We start from the raw sequence: 16,975 nt of genomic DNA on the forward strand, positions 1-16,975 counted from the left end.
GTGGGCGGCCCTCTCGTGCGGGGCCCTCACGTGCGGGGCCGGTCCCGGACCGCCTCGATGTGCTCGGCCACCGCGACGACCACGACCCGGGTCTCGGGCACGGTCGCCCGCCACCGGTGCCGGACCCCGCCGGTGAGGTAGAGCGTGTCGGCGCGGCCGAGCCGGTACGCCCGGCCCTCCGCCTCGATCTCCACCGCGCCGTCGGCGACATACATCAACTGGTCGTTGCGGAACTGGAATTCGCGGCCGGCGTCATGGTCACCGGTGAACTCCTGGGCGTGCATCTGGTGGTGGCCGCGCACCAGGGAGCGCACCCGGGACCGGCACTCCGGCTCGGTGTCGTCGGCGCGGACGACGTCAACGCTGCACGCCGGGTCGGCGGCGGCGAGGAGTTCCACGGCGGTGGTGCGCAGGGCGTCGGCCACCTTCTCCAGGGAGCTCTGGCTGGGCCGCGCCCGCTCGTTCTCGATCTGGCTGAGGAAGGGCACCGACAGGCCGCTGCGTTCGGCCACGACGGCGAGGGTGAGCTCCAGCGCACGGCGTCGCCGCCTGACGGCCGCGCCGACCCGCAAGGGTTGTTCTTTGTGGTCGCCCATCGCTCCGGCTCCCTCCTTCGCTCGTCGGTCCGTTCACGCTCTCTGAGGAGTTGTCTGCACCCTACGCATGTTCGGCAAACCGTTTCACGCGCCCGTCACATTGCCGTAAACCCCGTGCGGTCCATCTCGCCAACTCAGGCCAGTAGATCAGCTCTCCACCCGCTCCGTGGGGGGTTTGCGCCGTCAGGACGAACCGGCTGACCACGAGCGCCCGATGAGGCTCAGGGGGCGGCGTAGCTCTATGTGGTTGTCCGGATCCTTTTCATGGACGGCGTACGGATGCGCGGGCCCCGGACATGCCCGGGGGGCGGGCCTCGCCACACGCCGTCAGGTCACGTGGGGAGCCCGCCCCCCGGGCGGCTTCGACAGGGCGGCTACCGCGGTGTCATCCGCTCCGCCACGTCCGGGTGCTCCTTCAGCCAGGCGGCGACGGCCTCTTCCTCGTGGCCCTGGCCCCGCTGGTTGATCTCGGCCTCCAGGGTGCCGAGCTCGTCCTCACTCATCCGGAAGCTTTTGATCCACTTGGTGAGCTGCGGATACTGCGCCGGGAACTTCTCGTTGGCGATGGTCCGGATCGTGTTGCCCTCGCCGAAGAGCTTCTTGTCGTCCTTGAGCTTGGTCAGGTCGTACTGGCTGTACGCCCAGTGCGGCGACCAGAGCACGACGGCCACGGGCTGCTTCTTGGCGTAGGCGCGCTTGAGCTCGGCCAGCATCGCGGGCGTGGAGCCGTCGACGACGTCGTACTCCTTGTCCAGGCCGTAGCCCGGCAGGACCTTCTTCTTGAGGAGGTTCATCTCGCCGGTGCCCGGTTCGATGCCGATGATCCTGCCGTCGAAGAGGTCGGCCTTGCCCTTGAGGTCCTCGTACGACTTGACGCCCTTGACGTACGAGGGGACCGCGATCTCCAGCGAGGTCGGCTCGTACCAGGTGCCGAGGTCGGCGAGTCTGTCCTTGTTCTTGTCCCAGTAGTTCGCCTGCGCGTACGGCAGCCAGGCGTCGAAGTTGAGATCGAGGTCCCCGGAGGCGAGGCCCGTGTAGACCGGGCCGACGTCCATCTGCTTCAGGTTCAGCTTGTAGCCGCGCCGCTCCAGGACGTTCTTCCAGAGGTAGGTGACGGCGATGTCCTCGTCCCAGGGGAACCAGGCCACGTCGACGGGCCGCTTCGCCTCGGCGGGGGCGGCGGTGTCCGCGACGGGTGCGAGCTTGTCGAGCACACCCGGGTTGGCCTTCAGCCAGGCGCGTACGGCGTCCTGCTGCCTGCCCTTGCCCGCCTTGTTGATCTCGGCTTCCAGACCGGTGAGCTGCTTCTCGCTCATCCTGAAGTTCTTCAGCCACTTCGCGACGACTGGGTTGTCGTCGGCGAAGCCCTTGCGGGCCACCGTGTGCACCCCGTCGCCCTTGCCCCAGGAGCCCTTGGGGTCCTTGAGCTTCTTCAGCTTGTAGTCGCTGTACGCCCAGTGCGGCGACCAGAGCGTGACGACGACCGGTTCCTGCTTGCTGTACGCCCGCTTCAGCTCGGCCAGCATCGCCGGCGTGGAGCTGTCGACGACCTTGTACTCCTTGTCGAGACCGTAGTCCTTGAGGACCTTGCTCTTGAGCAGACCCATCATTCCGGCGCTGGACTCGATGCCGGTGATCTTCCCGCCGAACTCGGCGGCCCGGCCCTTGAGGTCCTCCAGGGAGTCGACGCCCTTCATGTACGAGGGGACGCTCAGCTCCAGGGAGGTGGGGCCGTACCAGGAGCCCAGGTCGTCCAGCCGGTCGCCGTACTTCTTCCAGTACTCGGCGTGGGTGGTCGGCAGCCAGGCGTCGGTCTGGAAGTCGACGTTGCCGGAGGCCAGGGAGGTGTAGAGCGGGCCGGCGTCGAGCTGCTTGGCCTCCACCTCGAAGCCGCGTTCCTCCAGGAGCTCCTTCCACAGGAAGGTGGAGGCGACGCCCTCGTCCCAGGGGATGTAGCCGATGCTGACCTTCTTGCCCTGGCCGACGTTCTCGCCGACCGGGGTCGTGCTGTCGTCCTTGCCGCCGAACATCCCCATGCCGCCCGCGACGAGGGCGAGGACCACCACGCCGATGACGGCGACCTGCGGTCGGGGGCGGTACGACCAGATCTTCAGCCCCTGTGCGGCACGTGCCTTGGCGGCGGCGCGGCGGCCCAGCGGGGAGACCTGGGTGCCCAGGGCGCCGGTCATGCGGTCGAGGTAGATCGCGAGGATCACGATGGCGACGCCCGCCTCGGACCCAAGACCCACGTCGAGCTGGCCGATGGCCTCGTTGACGCGTCCGCCGAGGCCGCCGGTGCCGACCATGCCGGCGATCGCGGCCATGGACAGGCCGAGCATGATGACCTGGTTGACGCCGGCCATGACGGTGGGCAGGGCGAGCGGGAGCTGGACCCGCAGGAGGGTGTCCCTGGGAGTCGTGCCGAACGCCTCGGCCGCCTCGACCAGTTCCTTGTCGACCTGGCGGATGCCCAGCTCGGTCATGCGCACGCCGGGGGCGAGCGCGAAGATCAGGGTGGCGACGATGCCCGCGGGGGCGCCGGTGCCGAAGAAGAGGATCGCCGGGATGAGGTAGATCATCGCGGGCAGTGTCTGCATGAAGTCCAGGACCGGCCGGACCAGTCCGCTGACGCGGTCGGAGCGGGCCGCCCAGATGCCGACGGGCACGGAGATCACCAGGGCGATGATCGTGGCGACCAGGACCAGCGAGAGGGTCACCATCGCGTCGTCCCACAGTTCGAGGGAGTCGATGAAGGCGAAGCCCGCGAAGGTGAGGACGCCGGCCGTGGTGCCGCGCAGCCAGAAGGCGATGACGGCGAAGATGCCCGCGAGGAGCAGGGGCTGGGGCGCCTGGAGGACGGCGTCGATACCGTCGTAGGTGCCGGTGAAGACGGTCTTGAGGAAGTCGAAGAGCCAGGCCATGTGGCCGAGCAGCCATTCGACCGCGTCGTTGACCCAGTCGCCGAGCGGGATCCTAGGCACGGGCCACCACCTTGTCGCCGCCCTTGTCCCGGGGCGAGTCGCAGGCCACCGGGTCGGACTGCTCGTCGCCGAGGAACGCGACGAGGCGTTGTCTCGGGACGCGGCCGACGAGTTTGCCGGTCTTGTCGAGGACGGCGACGGGGTGCGTCAGCCGGGCGCTGATCGCGCAGAGTTCGGTGAAGGGGGTGTCCGGTGTCGCGGTCTCGCAGCGACAGCCGACCTCGTCACCGGCGACGTCCGGGTCCATGACGGCGCCCGCGGTCAGGACCCGCGAGCGGTCGACGTCCTGGGTGAAGGAGGCCACGTAGTCGTCGGCGGGCCGCACGAGGATGTCCTCCGCGCTGCCGATCTGGACGATACGGCCGTCGCGCATGACGGCGATGCGGTCGCCCAGGCGCATGGCCTCGTTGAGGTCGTGGGTGATGAAGACGATGGTCTTCTTCAGGGTCTTCTGGAGCTCCAGGAGCTGGTCCTGCATGTCGCGGCGGATCAGCGGGTCGAGCGCGCTGAAGGACTCGTCCATCAGGAGCAGGTCGGCGTCGGTGGCCAGCGCGCGGGCCAGGCCGACGCGCTGCTGCATACCGCCGGACAGCTCGTCGGGCCAGGACTTCTCCCAGCCGGCCAGACCGCACAGGGCCAGGGCCTCGGTGGCGCGCTTCTCGCGCTCGGCGCGGGGGACGCCCTGTACGGCGAGGCCGTAGGCGGCGTTCTCCAGGACGCTGCGGTGCGGGAAGAGCGCGAAGTGCTGGAAGACCATGCTGATCTTCCTCGCCCGGACCGCGCGCAGTTCGCGGTCGCCGAGCGCGGTCAGGTCCTGGCCGTCGAAGCGGACGTGTCCGGCGGTGGGCTCGAGGAGGCCGTTGAGCATGCGCAGCAAGGTGGACTTGCCGGATCCCGACAGGCCCATGACGACGAAGATCTGGCCGGGCTCCACGGTGAAGGAGGCGTCGACGACCGCGGCGGTGGTGCCGTCGGCGCGCAGCTCCTCCCGGTCGGCTCCATCGCGCAGTCTCTCGACTGCCTCACTCGGTCGTCTGCCGAACACCTTGTAGAGATGTTCGGCCTCTAGGCTGGCTGACACGCGTACCTCTTGACTCGGGGGCGGGGGTCAGTGGCGGCGCCTGCCCTCGACCGACCAGGGCAAACGCCGAAGTGGTTCAGTTCACAACCATTCCGTGGGATCGCCGTAGCGGCTTCACAACGCTGAGGACCGGTGACTGTCGGCGGCGTACGGCATGATGCGAGACGTGACCGGACGACTCATGCTCCTCGACACCGCCTCCCTCTACTTCCGCGCCTACTTCGGCGTCCCGGAGTCCGTGAAGGCCCCGGACGGCACGCCGGTGAACGCCGTGCGCGGGCTGCTGGAATTCATCGACCGGCTGGTCAGGGACCACCGTCCCGATGAGCTGGTGGCCTGCATGGACGCCGACTGGCGTCCTCAGTGGCGGGTCGACCTGATCCCCTCCTACAAGGCGCACCGCGTCGCCGAGGAGCGCGAAGTGGGGCCGGACGAGGAGGAGGTGCCGGACACGCTGTCGCCGCAGGTCCCGGTCATCGAGGAGGTTCTGGACGCGCTCGGCATCGCGCGCGTGGGCGTCGCGGGGTACGAGGCGGACGACGTGATCGGCACGTTCACCGCGCGGGCGAAGGGCCCGGTGGACATCGTCACCGGCGACCGCGATCTGTACCAGCTGGTGGACGACGCGCGCGGGGTGCGGGTGCTGTACCCGCTCAAGGGCGTGGGCACCCTCCAGCTCACGGACGAGGCGTGGCTGCGCGAGAAGTATGGGGTCGACGGGCCGGGGTACGCGGATCTGGCGCTGCTGCGCGGCGACCCGAGCGACGGTCTGCCGGGGGTGCCCGGCATCGGGGAGAAGACGGCCGCCAAGCTGCTGGCCGAGTTCGGCGATGTCGCCGGGATCATGGCGGCGGTCGACGACCCGAAGGCCAAGCTCACGCCGTCGCAGCGCAAGCGGCTGGACGAGTCGCGGCCCTATGTCGCGGTGGCGCCCAAGGTCGTGCGGGTGGCGGACGACGTCCCGCTGCCGGACGTCGACACGGTGGTGCCGCGCGGGCCGCGCGATCCGGCGGCGGTGGAGCGGCTGGCGGCGCGCTGGGGGCTGGGCGGGTCGCTTCAGCGACTGCTGACGACCCTGGCCCCGTAAATCATGTTCTCTGCCAAGTGAATGAGATTCTCTTCAGGAGGGATCCACACTCTCCACAATGGCTTAATCTTGCCCTCATACAAGGGGTGTTAAGTAGGGGGGAAATGCTAACTTAGGTAAGCCTAAGCGAAAAGCAGGGAGGCAGCCATGGCAGAACGACCGGGACGCAAGCCGCGGAAGCCGTATTCCGCTCAGGTCGTCCGCACCGAGCGGCTGACCCCCCACATGCACCGCGTGGTGCTCGGCGGTGAGGGGCTCGCCGACTTCGCGGCGGACACCTGCTCCGACCACTATGTGAAGCTGCTGTTCCCGGCCGGGGGTGCGACCTACCCGGAGCCCTTCGACATGGAGCGCATCCGCGAGGAGTTCCCGCGCGAGCAGTGGCCGGTGACGCGGACGTACACCGTGCGCCACTGGGATGCCGAACACCGTGAGCTGACCCTGGACTTCGTCATCCACGGCGACGAGGGCCTCGCCGGACCCTGGGCGGCGAACGTGCAGCCGGGCGAGACCGTGCGGTTCAGCGGCCCGGGCGGCGCCTACACCCCTGATCCGACCGCCGACTGGCATCTGTTCGCCGGGGACGAGAGCGCGCTGCCCGCGATCGCCCGCTCCCTGGAGGTGCTGCCCGCCGGTGCCACGGCGTACGCCTTCATCGAGGTCTCCGGGCCCGAGGAGGAGCAGAAGATCGACTCCGACGTGGAGGTCGTCTGGCTGCACCGCGGGGACCGGCCGGTCGGCGAGGCGCTGACCGAGGCCGTGCGGGCGCTGGACTTCCCCGAGGGCCGCGTGCACGCCTTCGTCCACGGCGAGGCGCACTGCGTGAAGCAGCTGCGGCACCTGCTGCGCGTCGAGCGCGAGATCGCCCGCGAGGACCTGTCGATCTCCGGGTACTGGCGGCTCGGCCACAACGAGGACGGCTGGCAGGCCTCGAAGCGGGACTGGAACGCGCGGATCGAGGCGGAGCAGGAGGGCACGCCCGCCTAGTCCCCCTCGGACGGACACGAAGTGTGGGAGGGCACGGCGGCGCCCTCCCACACGGCTACACGGACCGTTGGTACGACCGGAACGTCCGGATCGACAGCCACACCGCCGCCACCGCCAGCGCCAGCAGCCCACCGCCCCGGATCAGCACATCACCCCAGTCGGGGTCCCCGGACAGCGCCGAACGCCCCGCCACCATCGCCCAGTCGAGCGGGTTGAGGTCGGCGACATGCCGCATCCACCCGGGCATCTGGGCGGGCGCCATGAAGGCGGAGGACAGGAACGTCAGCGGCAGCAGCAGGAACGTGTTGATCCCGATGATCGACTCCCGCTCCCGCACCAGCATGCCGAGCGCGTTGGACAGCGCCCCGAAGACCGTGCCCAGCAGCACCGAGGCGAGCACCAGGACCGCGATCCCGACGATCCCGCCCGGGTAGTCCGCCCCGCCCAGCAGCCCGAGCAGCACGATGATCACCGACTGCGCGGCGGTGACCAGGCCGTTGTTGACGACGTTGCCGTTCATCAGCGCGGCCCGGCTGACCGGGGTGGTCAGAAAGCGGTCCAGGGTGCCGCGCTGGATCTCGTCGAGCGTGGTCATCCCGGCCCACATGTTGGAGCTCAGCGCGCTCATCACGACCACGCCGGGGACGAGGTAGTCGAGGTACGAGGTGGTGCCGAAGCCGCCGAGCTCGACGACCTCGCGGAACAGACTGCCGAACAGGAACAGCCAGATCACCGGCTGGATCAGGGTGATGACCGCGTACGCGGGCTGGCGCACGAACACCATGAGTTGACGCTGTGTCATGTACCAGGTCTGGGAGACGGCGGCGCTCATCGGGCACCTCCCGCGAGGGCGAGGTCGTCGGGCCGGCCGCCTTCCCCGGCCTCCCCCGCACCCTCGACCGCCCCGGCCTCGGAATAGCGGCGGCCGGTGTACCGCAGGTACACGTCGTCGAGCGAGGGGCGGGCCACGGTCGCGGCGGCGACACCGACTCCGGCGCGCTCGAGTGCGCCCAGGAGGGCGGGCACCGCCGCCGCTCCGTCGTCGGCGCGGACGCTGACCCGGCGCCCGTCGACCAGGACCTCGTGCACGCCCGGCAGTCCGCCGAGGGCGCTCCTGAGCAGCGTACGGCCGGCTTCGCCGACGCCGGTGCGGAGCTCCATGTGGACGGCGTCGCCGCGGAGTTCGCCCTTGAGCGAGTCCGGGGTGCCCTCGACCACGACCCGGCCGCGGTCCACGATGGCGACGCGTTCGGCGAGCCGGTCGGCCTCTTCGAGATAGTGCGTGGTGAGCAGGATGGTCAGTCCCTCCTCGCCGGAGAGGCGGCCGATCTCGTCCCACATCGCGCCGCGGGCCTGGGGGTCGAGACCGGTGGTGGGCTCGTCGAGGAAGAGCACCTCGGGTCGGTGCACCAGACCGAGGGCGACGTCGAGGCGGCGCCGCATACCGCCGGAGTAGCCCTTGACCCGGCGGTCCGCGGCGTCGGTGAGGGTGAAGCGGTCCAGCAGTTCGGCGACGCGCCGGTCGAGGCCGGTCCCCCTCAACCCGTGGAGCCTGCCCTGCAGTCGGAGGTTCTCGCGGCCGGTGGCCCCGGGGTCGGCGCCGGAGTTCTGCGCGACCACACCGATCGCGCGGCGCACCCGGTCCGGGTGGCGCAGCACGTCGTGACCGGCGACGGTGGCCGTGCCGGAGTCGGGGCGGGCCAGGGTGGTGAGGATCTTGACGGTGGTGGACTTGCCGGCGCCGTTGGGGCCGAGAAGGCCGAGGACGGTGCCGGGTTCGACGGTGATGTCCATGCCGTTGAGGGCCGTGACACCACCCGGGTAGGCCTTGATCAGCTGACGCGCCTCGACTGCGGGCGCACGGGTGTTCATGACAGGTGCTCTCCTGGGTGAGCGGATGACAGCTGATCCGCGTGAGGAGCACCGGGCTATCCTGGGTGTGCCGCACCTCGATCGCCCGGATGTGCCTCACGGCGGATTCAGCTCGGGGTTCGAGGCCCCGGCAAGGCTGCTCCAACAGCCTTGTCGGGGCCTGTTCTTTGTCAGATCACGGTTCGTGGAACGCCTTCCACTCGTCGATGCCGGACAGCTCGCCCTTCCTGATCTCGTCGAGGAAGCCGCGGACCCATGCCGCCTCCGCCTCGATCATGTGGAGCTGGTACTCGTTCTCCACGAGGAAGAGCCGGGGCAGCGTCTCGTACAGCTTCTCCAGTGCGCCCCGGCCGGAGGCGATCCGGACCTCCAGGGCGTCGAGCCGTTCCTCCAGCAGGAGGACCACGTCGTCGGGGTGCAGCACGCCGAGCAGCGAGAGCGCGGTCTCGAAGATCGGGTACTCCTTGGCCGGGAAGGCGACCAGGTCCGACATCCACTCGGTGGTCTCCCGGCGGCCGGCCTCGGTGATGCCGTAGACCGTCCGCTCGGGCCGGTTGCCCTGCCGCTCCACGTCCGTGACCTCGACGAAGCCATGCTTCTGGAGGTTCTGCACGACCGTGTAGAGCGAGCCGTAGTTGATCTTCGTGCTGGAGTCCTTGCCCTGGCGGCGCAGGGTCTGGGCGATCTCGTAGGGATGCATCGGCTTCTGCCACAGGGTCGCCAGCACGGCGAGCGCCAAGGGGTTGCGGAGCTTGCGACGCCTCATGGGCCGATTCACCTCGCATCTCTACTTCGTACCGAATATCCGTAGCCGAACATATCGCGATCTACGAGAGACCGTCAATAGACACGATGTATCGCGTTTCGATGGCCTGCGCAAGAGAGGTGAGGACTTGGGCCCATCTTCGACATGGCCGCGTCATGCGGGTGAAACAGCCGCTCCCTAATTTCTGTCGCCCGACAGGAATTCAGCGCCCGCACCGCTGTCCCGCTCTTCCGCCGCCGAAGGCAGGTGCCGCCGTGACGACAACCAGCCCCTCCGAAGTCCGCCCCGATCCACCGCACTCCCCCAGCGACCGCTCGCTCGCCGAGTTCGGCTACCGCCAGGAACTCCACCGCAGCCTGGGCCGGTACGCGTCGTTCGCGGCCGGGTTCTCCTTCATCTCCGTCCTGACGACGGTCTTCCAGTTCTTCGCCTTCGGGTACGCCTTCGGCGGCCCCGTCTTCTTCTGGGCCTGGCCGGCGGTGCTGGTCGGGCAGTTGCTGGTGGCCGCCTGCTTCGCGGAGCTGGCGGCGCGCTATCCGATCTCGGGCGCGATCTACCAGTGGTCGTCGCGGCTGTCGAACCTCACGTTCGGCTGGTTCGCCGGCTGGATCATGGTGATCGGGCAGATCGTGGTGGTCGCGGCGGCCGCGCTGGCCCTCCAGATGGTGCTGCCGGCGATCTGGTCGGGCTTCCAGCTGATCGGCACCGACCCGGCGCCGACGTCGGCGGACGGCGCGGCCAACGCGGCGCTCCTGGGCGTCTTCCTTCTCGCGCTGACGACGCTCGTGAACGTGCTCGACAACCGGGTCATGTCCGTGATCAACCGGGTCGGGGTGACGGCCGAGATCATCGGCGCGGTACTGATCGTCGTCCTGCTGCTCACCCACTCCGAGCGCACACCCGGCATCACCTTCCACACCGCGGGCGCGGCCCAGTCCGGCCTGTTCGGGGCCCTGTTGGTGGGTTCGTTCACGGCGGCGTACGTGATGATCGGCTTCGACAGCGCGGGCGAGATGAGCGAGGAGACCCGTGATCCACGGCGCACCGCCCCCCGCACGATCCTCACGGCACTCGGCGCGGCCGGCCTCCTGGGGGGTCTGATCGTGCTGGGCGGCCTGCTGGCGGCGCCCAGCCTGACCGACGGCCGCCTGGCGGTCGACGGGCTGAGCTACGTCCTCACGAGCAGCCTGGGCGACGGGGTCGGCAAGGCGCTGCTGGCGGACGTGGTGGTGGCGATCGCGGTGGCGACCCTCGCGATCCAGACGGCGGCCTGCCGGATGCTGTTCTCCATGGCCCGAGACGGCCGGCTCCCCTTCGCGGCACGCCTGGCACGCGTCCACCCCCGCACCGGCATGCCCACCGCTCCCGCCCTGGTGGTCGGTCTCCTCGCCGCGGCGCTGCTGCTCCTCAACTTCGCCTCCCCGGAGGCGTTCCTGGCGATCGGCACGACCTGCATCGTGATGCTGTACCTGGCGTACGCGATGGTCACCGGCCCCCTCCTGGTCGCCCGCCTCCGCGGCCGCTTCACCTCGGAGGGCACGGACGAGAGGGGCGGCAAGCTCTTCTCCCTGGGCCGCTGGGGAGTCCCGGTCAACGCCCTCGCCCTGCTCTACGGCCTGTTCATGACGATCAACCTGGCCTGGCCGAGGGCGGAGGTGTACGACCCGGCGGGCGGCCACTGGTACTTCCAGTGGTTCACGGTCCTGTTCCTGACAGCAACGCTGGTACTGGGCGCGGCCTGGCGGCTCCATTCCAGGCGCGGGGCCACTGCAACCCCCTAGGGGCGCGGGGAACTGCGCGACAAGCCACGACGGCGCAGCACCCGACCGACACCATACGGTGGCACCCCCTTAGTCGCCCCACCTGCTGACCGCCGGAGGCCCCCGTACCCTTGATCCCGATGAGACGCCGCACCGCTCCCCCGCCCTCCCCGCTGCCCCAGCGCGACGGGGTGGACCCGGTACGCGTGCGGCTGCCGGGGGAAGGCGACTGGGCCACCGTGCGGGAGCACCTGGTGGAGCGGCTCAGGGGGGCGGGCGCCGGAGTCGTCGAGGGGATGTTCGCCCGGGGGCTCGTCGTCGGGACGGACGGCACTCCCGTGGCACCCGATGCCGCGTACGTGCCCGGCATGTACGTGTGGTTCCACCGCGAGCTGCCGTACGAGGTGCCCGTGCCCTTCCCCCTGGAGCTGGTGCACCGCGACGAGCACATCGTCGTCGTCGACAAACCGCACTTCCTCGCCACCACCCCGCGCGGCAGCCATGTCACCGAGACCGCGCTCGCGCGGCTGCGCCGGGAGCTCGGTGTCCCGGCGCTCGGGGCCGCGCACCGGCTCGACCGGCTCACCGCCGGACTGGTGCTGTTCACGGTGCGGCCCGAGGAGCGGGGCGCCTACCAGTCGCTGTTCCGGGACCGGCAGGTGCGCAAGGAGTACGAGGCCGTCGCGCCCTACGATGCCGCGCTCCCCCTGCCCCGGACCGTGCGGAGCCGGATCGTGAAGGAGCGCGGGGTGCTGGCCGCCTATGAGGTCGAGGGCGAGCCGAATGCCGTCAGCCACATAGAACTCGTCGACCGGCGTGCGGGGTTGGGCCGGTACCGGCTCACGCCCACCACCGGCCAGACACATCAGCTGCGCGTCCACATGAGCACGCTCGGCGTACCCATCCTCGGTGACCCGCTGTATCCCGAGGTCGCCGCCCCCGTGCCGGCCGGTGAGTTCCGGCATCCGCTCCAACTGCTGGCGCGGGCGCTGGACTTCACCGATCCGGTCACGGGGGTGGAACACCGGTTCCGGAGCACTCGGGTGCTGGAGGCCTGGGCGCACCTCGGTGACCGGGCCGGTCAGTAACCCCTCCACCACCGCAGGAGGCGGCGCCAGGCACCCATCGGACGGGCCGGTTCGGGCGTCGGCGCGGTCTGCGGCGGGGCAGCGGGCTGAGGCTGGGGCTGGGGTTCGACGGCCGCGGGTTGCGGCCGCTCCGTGCCGACCTGCCAGCCGGGCCGCTGCTGCGGAACCGGGGCGTGGCCCGGCTGCTGCATGATGTCCTGCTGCGGCTTGGGCGCGAACCGCACGGGCAGCTCCACGAGGTGGCGCGAGGAGATCGACTGCCGCCACTCCAGCTCGTCCTCGTCGCAGTCGAGCTGGACGTCCGGCAGCCGCATCAGCAGCGCGTCGACACCGGTGTCGGCGATGCCACGGGCGATGTCCTGACCGGGGCACTCGTGCGGGCCGCCGCCGAAGGCGAGGTGCGAGCGGTTGCCCCGCATGTTGGCGGCCAGGTCGGGCCGGACCCGCGGGTCGACGTTGCCCGGCGCGATGCCGAACAGCAGACCGTCGCCCTTGCGGATGCGCTGGCCGCCCAGCTCCGTGTCCTGCTTGGCGTAGTAGGCGAAGACCGTGCTGAACGGCGGCTCGTCCCACAGCGACTGCTCGACCGCCTGCGGCACCGTCATCTGACCGCCGTTGAGCTGGGCCCGGAAGCCCGGGTTGGTGAGCACGGCGCGCAGGACGTTGCCGATGAGGTTCACCGTTGCCTCGTAGGCCGCGAGGAGGACGAGCCACAGGTGGGTGGTGACCTCGTCGTCGGTGAGCTTCGCCGGGTGCAGCACGAGGTGGCTGGCGAAGTCGTCCTCGGGCTGCTCCCGGCGGCGGGCGGCGAGCCCCTGGAGGACGCCCATGACGTACGCCTGGCTGGTGTTGGCGGTCTCGGTGCCCTTGAGGAGGTCGCGGGTGGCCTGCACGAGCCGGTCGTTGTACTCCTCCGGCATGCCGAAGATCTCGCACATGATGGCCATCGGCAGGTGCTCGGCGAACTGGCCGATGAGGTCGGCGTCGCCCTGCTCGCAGAACTCGTTGACCAGGCGCTGGGTGTAGCGGTTGATGTGCCGCCGGATCGCGCGGTAGTTGATGGTCGACATGGCGCCGGTGACGGCGCCGCGCAGCCGCAGGTGCTCGTCGCCCTCGGCGTAGGAGCAGATGGGCGCCCAGGCGATGTGCGGCATCATCGGGTGGTCGGGTTTGACCATGCCCTCGATCTGCGGCGTCCAGATGCGGCTGTCCCGGCAGAAGTGCGAGGGGGTGCCCACCATGTGGAGGTTCTCGGCGTGGCCGAGGACGATCCACATCGGCACGTCGTCGTGGAGCAGCACGGGCGCCACCGGGCCGTGTTCCTCGCGGAGTTGTTCGTAGAGGCCTTCGAGGTCCTCCGCCTCGGGGCCGTACAGCCGATGCAGCCCGCCGGGGCCACGGCCGTGGGCGGGGCAGCCCGGTGGCGGGCCGGCCGTGGGGTCGGCACCGGTCAGGGACTGAGGTTCAGGCGTCACTGTGATCGCTCCGAAGGGGATCCGGTTGCTGGGGAGTTGAGGCCGGGTGAGCTCGCCGGCCGGTCAGGTGAGCCGGCCCGTCAGCGCGAGCGAGTGCAGGAAGCGCATCAGGGTCATCAGGGTGTCGCGGCTGGAGGCCCGGCGGCGTGCGTCGCACTCCACGATGGGGATGCCCTCGTCCAGGTCGAGCGCGCCGCGCAGGTCAGCCATGGGGTAACGGGGCCCGTCGGGGAAGGAGTTGACGGCGACGATGAAGGGCACGCCGCGCTCCTCGAGCCGTCCTATGACGTCGAAGCTGACCTCCAGACGGCGGGTGTCGACCAGCACCACCGCGCCGAGCGCGCCCTCGAACAGGCCGTTCCACAGGAACCAGAAACGTTGCTGGCCGGGGGTGCCGAAGAGATACAGGACGAGCTGGTCGGTGATGCTGATGCGCCCGAAGTCCATGGCCACGGTGGTGGCGGTCTTGGTCTCGGAGCCGTAGTTGTCGTCGACCCCGATCCCGGCCTGGGTCATGGTCTCCTCGGTGGTCAGCGGCCTGATCTCGCTGACCGACCCGACCATCGTCGTCTTGCCGACTCCGAAGCCGCCCACGATCACGATCTTCACCGCGGCCTGGGCCGTGTGCGGCAGTTGATCCTCCGAGCGTGGCCCGGGGATGGTGTCAGAGCCTTTGAAGTCCATGCATCACCGCTTCGAGAAGGGAACGGTCGGGGAGCGCCTGACGGACGATCGGGGCGCGCGCCGTCACCAGTTCGGCCGTCAGCATCTCCGTGAGCACGACGGTCATCACACTGAACGGCAGGCTCAGATAGGCCGAGAGCTCGGCGACCGAGATCGGGGCCGCGCTGAGGCGGAGGATCGCCGTCTGCTCGGGGGTGGCGGAGGGCGGCGGGTCGGCGCGCGCCACGATTAACGCGACCAGGTCGAGGTCGGCTCGCTCCCCGTCCGGGCCCGCGACCACGTAGAGCCGTTCCGGGGGGCGCTTTCCGGTGCCTTCGCCCTCGGGCTTCGGGGGCGGTTCCTCCGGTGCCTGACTGGGGTATCGCCGCCGGCGTTGCGGAGGAGTCATACGGTCTGCCCGTTCCGCCGGGGCGGACTGGTGAGATGGGCGCCGATTCTGACGACCAGGTCACGCATGCGGTTGCTCATCAGGCCGGGTTCGGCGACCACGTCGGACAGCACCGCGAGATAGGCGTTGGCGCCCGCGGCCATCAGGTAGAAGTAGCCGCCGTTGATCTCGATGATGACCATCTTCATCCGGCCGTCGCTGTCCGGGATCTCGTGGGCGACGGCGTGGGCGAGGCTCTGGAGCCCCGCACAGGCCGCGGCGACACGGTCGGCGGCGTCCGGGTCACCGCCGTAGCGCGCGATGCGCAGGCCGTCGGCGGAGAGCACCACGATCATCTCGATGCCTGGTACCCCGTCGGCGAGATCCTTGAGCATCCAGTCGAAGTTGGCGCGCTGCTGGATCACGTGTGGTCCCTCTCGTCGTCGGCCTCGGTCCGGGCCGGCTCGGTGGTCTGCTGGGTGGGTGCGCTCGGGTCGGGATCGCCCTTGAGTCCGTTCCAGAAGGCCTCGACCCACAGTCCGGGCTCGGGCTCGTTCTTCTCCGGCTCGGGGTCGGGCGCGGGCGTCGACCAGATGGTCGGCCTGCCCTCCCGCTCGGCCTGCTCGATGGCCGCCTGCTCGGCGAACCGCTGGTGCAGCGGTGTCTTGACCCGGCTGCGGCGCTGCGGCAGCCCGCCGGCGGTCCACTCGGTGACCTCGGGGACGTCGTCCTCCATGGACACGCCGACGGGGATGCGCGGGCTGGTGGGGCGCCGTCGCTTCGGTGCGCGCTTGGGACCTTCGAGCGCACCTTCGGTCTTCGGCACGGCGCCGGCGCCGATGCCGTGGGCGAGTCCGGGGGCCGGATCGCTGGTCATCATCTCGCGCGGCACGATCAGGACGGCGCGGACACCGCCGTACGCCGAGGAGCGCAGCGAGACCTGCATGTTGAACTGCGTGCACAGGCGGCCGACGACGGCCAGGCCCAGGCGCGGGGAATCACCCAGGTCCTGGAGGTCGACACCGGCCTTGGCCCGCTCCAGCATGGACTCGGCCTTGGCCCGGGCCTCCTCGCTGAAGCTGACTCCGGCGTCCTCGATCTCGACGGCGACGCCGGTCTGCACCTCGCTGGCGGTGACGTGCACCTTGGTCTGCGGCGGTGAGTAGCGGGTGGCGTTGTCCAGGAGCTCCGCGACGGCGTGGATGACCGGCTCGACGGAGATGCCGCGGATGTTGACCTGGGCGATGGAGTCCAGCTTGATGCGGCGGTACTCCAGGATGCGGGACATGCCGCCGCGCAGCACGCTGTACAGCGGGACGGGGTCGGGCCACTGACGGCCGGGGCGGCCGCCGCCGAGGACGGAGATGGAGTCGGCGAGGCGGCCGATCAGGGCGGTGCCGTGGTCGATGCGCAGGAGGTCGTCGAAGACCTCGGGGTTGCGGCCGTGGTCCTCCTCCATCTCCCGGAGTTCGTTGTTCTGCTGGTGCACGATCGCCTGGACGCGGCGGGCGATGGAGACGAAGGAGCGCTGCGTGGAGTCGCGCAGGGCTTCCTCGCGGTCGATGATGTCGAGCACCGAGTGGATCAGGATGAGCTGCGACTCGGGGAGTTCGCGGTAGGAGGGGTCGATGTCGCCGAGTTGGCGAATCACCTCCCCGGGGGAATTTCCGGATCGCAACCGGTAGATGGCGGCGGGGGTGATCTCCTTCGCGAGGCGGAGCATCTCCTCCTCGTGCGCGCCGACCCGTCGTTCCAGATACGCGCTGTTACGGGCGTATTCGGCACGCAGCTCCCGCAGGGCCCGGCCGCGACGCACCACTTCGGAAGCCGCCGCGAGCACCAGGAGCGTGGCGACGGCGCCGCACCAGGCGACGGCCGTGCGGGCCGGCTCCTGGACCACGGCGGCTGCGGCTCCGGTGGCCGCGGCCATCAGTATCGCGGGGAACAACAGCACGCGCGCGTAGGGAAGTTCACGGCGTACGGGTGGGGATTGAACACTCACCATGTAAGGCCCTCGAAAACGAATCGGCTTGGATGCGCATACATAGGGAACAAGCGCACGAATACATCTCAACTCGGTGCGCCGCGGGCGAGCTTAGTCCGACCGGATCATCGCTGTGTCATATTCAGCAAGCGCCTGAAACGGGACGCGAACAAGGAGTACCCTCGGCTCCATTTACACGCAGAGGCGCCGTTCGCACACGGTGCGTCACGGCGTACGGGCATACGAA

15 protein-coding genes are annotated in these 16,975 nt (G+C 70.0%); 4 read left to right on the forward strand and 11 right to left on the reverse strand.

The window, feature by feature from the left end; translation table 11 throughout:
• Positions 1–26: 26 nt before the first annotated feature.
• The 3 genes from OG381_RS11620 to OG381_RS11630 form a co-directional block, all read right to left on the reverse strand.
• Positions 27–596, reverse strand: coding sequence for a helix-turn-helix domain-containing protein (locus OG381_RS11620; protein WP_327716030.1), 570 nt, complete (start codon positions 594–596; stop codon positions 27–29).
• Positions 597–970: 374 nt separating this feature from the next.
• Positions 971–3,577 (reverse strand): ABC transporter permease/substrate binding protein, encoded by a 2,607-nt coding sequence (locus OG381_RS11625; protein ID WP_327716031.1) that lies wholly within the window; start codon positions 3,575–3,577, stop codon positions 971–973.
• On the reverse strand, positions 3,570–4,658 hold the full coding sequence (locus OG381_RS11630; protein WP_327716032.1) for a quaternary amine ABC transporter ATP-binding protein: 1,089 nt from the start codon (positions 4,656–4,658) through the stop codon (positions 3,570–3,572). Before OG381_RS11630 ends, OG381_RS11625 begins: the two co-directional genes overlap by 8 nt.
• Before the next feature lie 157 nt (positions 4,659–4,815).
• On the opposite strand from OG381_RS11630, the gene OG381_RS11635 reads away from it, so the two are divergent.
• Positions 4,816–5,745 (forward strand): 5'-3' exonuclease, encoded by a 930-nt coding sequence (locus OG381_RS11635; protein ID WP_327722442.1) that lies wholly within the window; start codon positions 4,816–4,818, stop codon positions 5,743–5,745.
• 147 nt (positions 5,746–5,892) lie between these two features.
• The gene (locus OG381_RS11640) at positions 5,893–6,732 is read left to right on the forward strand and encodes a siderophore-interacting protein (RefSeq protein ID WP_327716033.1); all 840 of its coding nucleotides are present in this window, start codon (positions 5,893–5,895) and stop codon (positions 6,730–6,732) included.
• 55 nt (positions 6,733–6,787) lie between these two features.
• Here OG381_RS11640 and OG381_RS11645 read toward each other — a convergent pair whose 3' ends face one another.
• The 3 genes from OG381_RS11645 to OG381_RS11655 all read right to left on the reverse strand — a co-directional run bounded on the left by OG381_RS11645 (position 6,788) and on the right by OG381_RS11655 (position 9,370).
• Positions 6,788–7,564 (reverse strand): ABC transporter permease, encoded by a 777-nt coding sequence (locus tag OG381_RS11645; protein ID WP_327716034.1) that lies wholly within the window; start codon positions 7,562–7,564, stop codon positions 6,788–6,790.
• Positions 7,561–8,604: an ATP-binding cassette domain-containing protein gene (locus OG381_RS11650; RefSeq protein ID WP_327716035.1), complete on the reverse strand. Its 1,044-nt coding sequence runs from the start codon at positions 8,602–8,604 to the stop codon at positions 7,561–7,563. The genes OG381_RS11645 and OG381_RS11650 overlap by 4 nt, the downstream gene beginning before the upstream one ends.
• 175 nt (positions 8,605–8,779) lie before the next feature.
• Complete coding sequence (locus tag OG381_RS11655; RefSeq protein WP_327716036.1) at positions 8,780–9,370, reverse strand: PadR family transcriptional regulator; 591 nt, start codon at positions 9,368–9,370, stop codon at positions 8,780–8,782.
• A gap of 254 nt (positions 9,371–9,624) precedes the next feature.
• Here OG381_RS11655 and OG381_RS11660 point away from each other — a divergent pair, with 254 nt between their 5' ends.
• On the forward strand, positions 9,625–11,151 hold the full coding sequence (locus OG381_RS11660) for an amino acid permease (RefSeq protein WP_327716037.1): 1,527 nt from the start codon (positions 9,625–9,627) through the stop codon (positions 11,149–11,151).
• 119 nt (positions 11,152–11,270) lie between these two features.
• Positions 11,271–12,218: an RluA family pseudouridine synthase gene (locus OG381_RS11665; RefSeq protein ID WP_327716038.1), complete on the forward strand. Its 948-nt coding sequence runs from the start codon at positions 11,271–11,273 to the stop codon at positions 12,216–12,218.
• Here OG381_RS11665 and OG381_RS11670 read toward each other — a convergent pair.
• The 5 genes from OG381_RS11670 to OG381_RS11690 form a co-directional block, all read right to left on the reverse strand.
• Positions 12,212–13,693 carry a cytochrome P450 gene (locus OG381_RS11670; protein ID WP_327716039.1) on the reverse strand — a complete coding sequence of 494 codons (1,482 nt, stop codon included), beginning with the start codon at positions 13,691–13,693 and terminating at the stop codon, positions 12,212–12,214. The two genes, OG381_RS11665 and OG381_RS11670, sit on opposite strands and share 7 nt — an antisense overlap.
• Positions 13,694–13,756: 63 nt before the next feature.
• The gene (locus OG381_RS11675) at positions 13,757–14,377 is read right to left on the reverse strand and encodes a GTP-binding protein (RefSeq protein WP_327716040.1); all 621 of its coding nucleotides are present in this window, start codon (positions 14,375–14,377) and stop codon (positions 13,757–13,759) included.
• Entirely contained in the window at positions 14,358–14,765 is a 408-nt protein-coding gene (locus tag OG381_RS11680) for a DUF742 domain-containing protein (RefSeq protein WP_327716041.1), read from the reverse strand. The genes OG381_RS11675 and OG381_RS11680 overlap by 20 nt, the downstream gene beginning before the upstream one ends.
• Positions 14,762–15,169 carry a roadblock/LC7 domain-containing protein gene (locus tag OG381_RS11685; RefSeq protein WP_046261836.1) on the reverse strand — a complete coding sequence of 136 codons (408 nt, stop codon included), beginning with the start codon at positions 15,167–15,169 and terminating at the stop codon, positions 14,762–14,764. The genes OG381_RS11680 and OG381_RS11685 overlap by 4 nt, the downstream gene beginning before the upstream one ends.
• Positions 15,166–16,749 (reverse strand): sensor histidine kinase, encoded by a 1,584-nt coding sequence (locus tag OG381_RS11690; RefSeq protein WP_327716042.1) that lies wholly within the window; start codon positions 16,747–16,749, stop codon positions 15,166–15,168. Before OG381_RS11690 ends, OG381_RS11685 begins: the two co-directional genes overlap by 4 nt.
• Positions 16,750–16,975 lie beyond the last annotated feature (226 nt).

The sequence above is a fragment of the Streptomyces sp. NBC_00490 genome (genome assembly GCF_036013645.1).
Lineage (GTDB): Bacteria > Actinomycetota > Actinomycetes > Streptomycetales > Streptomycetaceae > Streptomyces > Streptomyces canus_F.